The 3,677-nt window shown below is 67.2% G+C and carries 2 protein-coding genes and 2 pseudogenes; all 4 read right to left on the reverse strand.

Annotation, left to right across the window (positions count from 1 at the left end):
- Positions 1 to 1,064 (reverse strand): annotated as a pseudogene (locus APY03_RS44600) (MCP four helix bundle domain-containing protein); the annotation flags it as partial.
- 16 nt (positions 1,065 to 1,080) lie between these two features.
- On the reverse strand, positions 1,081 to 2,832 hold the full coding sequence (locus APY03_RS27025) for a methyl-accepting chemotaxis protein (RefSeq protein WP_068681707.1): 1,752 nt from the start codon (positions 2,830 to 2,832) through the stop codon (positions 1,081 to 1,083).
- Positions 2,833 to 2,895: 63 nt separating this feature from the next.
- Complete coding sequence (locus APY03_RS27030; protein ID WP_068681709.1) at positions 2,896 to 3,420, reverse strand: chemotaxis protein CheW; 525 nt, start codon at positions 3,418 to 3,420, stop codon at positions 2,896 to 2,898.
- 71 nt (positions 3,421 to 3,491) lie between these two features.
- Positions 3,492 to 3,677: pseudogene (locus APY03_RS27035) on the reverse strand (methyl-accepting chemotaxis protein); the annotation flags it as partial.

Raw genomic sequence — 3,677 nt, forward strand, 5'->3', positions numbered from 1 at the left:
TTGGACGAGGCATGGATCGAAGCCATGGTGTCCACCACCTGGTTGACCACATCGCCGCCCTTGACCGCCACTTCCGAAGCCGAAAGCGCGAGCTGGTTCGCCTGGCGCGCGTTGTCCGCGTTCTGCTTGACGGTGGAGGTCAGCTCTTCCATCGAGGCCGCGGTCTGCTGCAGCGAGCTGGCCTGCTCCTCGGTGCGCGACGAGAGATCCTGGTTGCCCGAAGCGATCTGCCCCGACGCGGTGGCAATGGTGTCGGTTCCGTTGCGCACGTCCCCCACCACCCGCGCCAGGCTTGCGTTCATGTTGCGCAGTGCGTTCATGAGCTGGCCGGTCTCGTCGCGCGAGTCCACTTCGATGCGGGCGCTGAGGTCGCCGCTCGCCACGGTCTCGGCGACCTTGACGGCTTCGCCCAGCGGCCGGGTGATGCTGCGCGCAGTCAGCCATGCGCACAGGACGCCCAGCACCAGCGCCACGGCCGACAGCACCATCATCAGCATGCGACCGCTCTGATGGTCCTTCGCGATGCCGGCGGTGGTCGCATCGATCTGCTCGCGCTCGTAGGCTGCAATCCGGCCCACTGCCTCTTCATAGACGCTGAGCGCCGCGGAGAAGCGGGTATCCGCCAGCTGGTTGGCACCCGCCGCGTCGCCGGCGGCCTTGAGCTTGACGATCTCGGCCAGGATCTCCAGGACGAGCTTGCGCGCATCGGCCACCTGGCCGTAGAGCTTCTTCTCCTCGGGCGCGCTCAGCAGTTCCTCCAGCTTCTTCTGCACCGGGTTGATGCGCTGCGAGGTCTCGAGCCGCGCCTTGGCGAAATGGGCTTCGGTCGCGGGCTCGGTGGCCTTGGCCATCGCGAAGGTCTGCACGATGGCGGTGCCCAGCAACTTGGCCCACTCGCTCGCCAGCCGCTCCTTGACCAGGGCGCCTTGCACCATGCGGTCCGTCGCGTTGCCCACGCTCTGCAGGCGCAGCACCCCGACACCCGAGATGGCAGCCAGCAACAGCAGCACCGCGGCGAAGCCGAAGCCCAGGCGCGTGCCGATTTTGAGATTCTTGAGACTCACGGTTCGTTTCCTCGACTCAGAACTCGGTCCAGTCGCCACCCGCGGCAGCGCCCGCCGTGCCCAGCTGCAGCACGGGCTCGCGCTTCGCGGCCGGCTTCGACAGGGCCGTGGCCGCCATGCCCCGCGGCGCCGCCTTGAGCACCGGCGCGGATGGCTTCCGCGGCACCGCCCGGGTGACTACGGAGCTCGCCGGCGCTGCAACTGCGGCCTCCTGCGCCCGGGCGTCCAGCTGGAACACGCGCACCGACTCGACCAGGCCCGCGGCCTGCTCCTGCATGGCCTGCGCGGCGGCCGACGCTTCTTCCACCAGCGCCGCGTTCTGCTGCGTCACCTGGTCCATCTGGCTGATGGCCTGGTTGACCTGCTCGATGCCCTGGGTCTGTTCCTGGCTGGCGGAGGTGATCTCGCCCATGATGTCGGTCACGCGCTTGACGCTGGCAACGATCTCGTCCATGGTCTTGCCGGCTTCGCCCACCAGCGCGGTGCCCGCGTCGACCTTGCCCACCGAGTCGTCGATCAGGCCCTTGATCTCCTTGGCGGCGGCCGCCGAGCGCTGCGCGAGGTTGCGCACTTCGGAGGCGACCACCGCGAAGCCGCGGCCCTGCTCGCCGGCCCGCGCCGCCTCCACCGCGGCGTTGAGCGCCAGGATGTTCGTCTGGAAGGCGATGCCGTCGATCACCGCGATGATGTCCACGATCTTCCTGGACGAGGCGTTGATCGAGCCCATCGTGTCCACCACCTGGCCCACCACGTCGCCGCCCCTCACCGCCACCTCGGAAGCCGAAAGCGCCAGTTGATTCGCCTGACGCGCGTTGTCCGCGTTCTGCTTGACGGTCGTGGTCAGCTCCTCCATGGAGGCGGCCGTCTGCTCCAGCGAACTGGCCTGCTCCTCCGTGCGGGAGGACAGGTCCTGGTTGCCCACCGCGATCTGGCCCGAGGCAGTGGCGATGGTGTCGGTGCCCGTGCGCACCTGGCCCACGATCGTCACCAGGCTCTCGTTCATGTTCTTCAGGGCCTGCATCAGCTGGCCGGTTTCGTCGGTGCTGCGCGGCTCGATGCGGCTCGTCAGGTTGCCGGCGGCAACCGACTGCGCGACCTGGACCGCTTCGCCCAGGGGGCGAGACACGATGCGGGCGATCCAGATGGCGAAGCCGAGACCCAGCACGATGCTGCCCGCCAGGACGGCGAGGATCCACGTCCGGCCTTGCGCGTAGATCGCATCCGCCGTGGCGCTGGCCTGGGTGCCGCCCTCGACGTTGATCGTCACCAGCTGGTCGATGGCCGCATTCAGTTCCGTGCTCACGCGCAGCGAATCGCCGCGCAGCAGGGCCACGGCCTCCTCGTTCCTCTGCGCACGGGACAAGGCGATCAGCTTCTCATGCTCCTGGACGTAGCGGCCGGAGGCCTCGACGACCTTCTGGTACATCGCCTTCTCGGCGGGCGCGCTGATGAGCTGCTCGTAGCGCTCGCGGGTCGTTCGCATGCCGTCCCACACCGCGGCCATGGTCTTCTCGTAGCGCGCCATGTCGTCCGCCGCGGTCGACATGATGTGCTGCATCTCCACGGAGCGGTAGCGCGCCGCGAGTGCCTTGAGCTCCAGCAGCGCTTGCGCCGAAGGCATCCAGTTGGTCGAGATCTCGGTCGACATCCGGTTGACCTTCGCCATCTGGACGACCGCGAAGATGCCGAGGAAAGCCGTCAGTGCAAGCACGGCGACAAAGGAAACAAGGAGCTTGCTCGCAAGCTTGAGGTTGTAGAACGCTTTCATGATTTTTCTCGTGGAGCCGGGGGCCTCGGGGCCTCGGGAAGCGCCAAGGAGCTCCAAGGAGCTTCAGGCTGCGATCCTTTCAACCAGGCCCATCTCTTCGCTGGACATCAGGCGGTCGATGTCCACCAGGATCAGCATCCGCTCTTCCAGCGTGCCCAGCCCGATCAGGTAGTCGGTGTCCAGCGCCGCGCCCATCTCGGGCGCCGGCTTGATCTGCTCCGCGCCCAGCGTGATGACGTCCGACACGCTGTCCACCACCATCCCCACCACGCGACCGCCGATGTTCAGCACGATCACCACCGTGAACTGGTCGTAGGTCGGCGTGCCCAAGGCGAACTTGATGCGCATGTCGATGATCGGAACGATGATCCCGCGCAGGTTCACCACCCCCTTGATGAACTCCGGCGCATTGGCGATGCGCGTTACCGCGTCGTAGCCGCGCAGCTCCTGCACCTTCTGGATATCGATGCCGTATTCCTCTTCGCCCAGCGTGAAGGCCAGGAACTCCAGCGGGCGGCCGCCGGATGCGAGGGAGGCGGCCGTGCCGTGCGCGGCCTGGTGGGCGGGTTCGGGGGTCTTGTTCAGCATGTCTTGGTCTCTCCAAAGAAATTCGCGGGTTCGGTAGCTTTCTCGGTACCGGCTGTCGGCGCGGTGCTCGATCAGTTATCGGCAGTTGCGCGCCGGGCTTGAGGGTCGTGCGCAAAAACAAGTGCAGGCGCGCGGTCTTCCAGCTTGAACACGCTCACTGCCTCGACCAGGCTGCCGGCCTGTTCCTGCATCGATTGCGCCGCGGCAGCGGCCTCTTCCACCAGCGCCGCGTTCTGCTGCGTCACCTGGTCCATCTG

It is taken from the genome of Variovorax sp. WDL1, assembly GCF_001541225.1.
In the GTDB taxonomy this organism is placed as follows: Bacteria; Pseudomonadota; Gammaproteobacteria; order Burkholderiales; family Burkholderiaceae_C; genus Variovorax.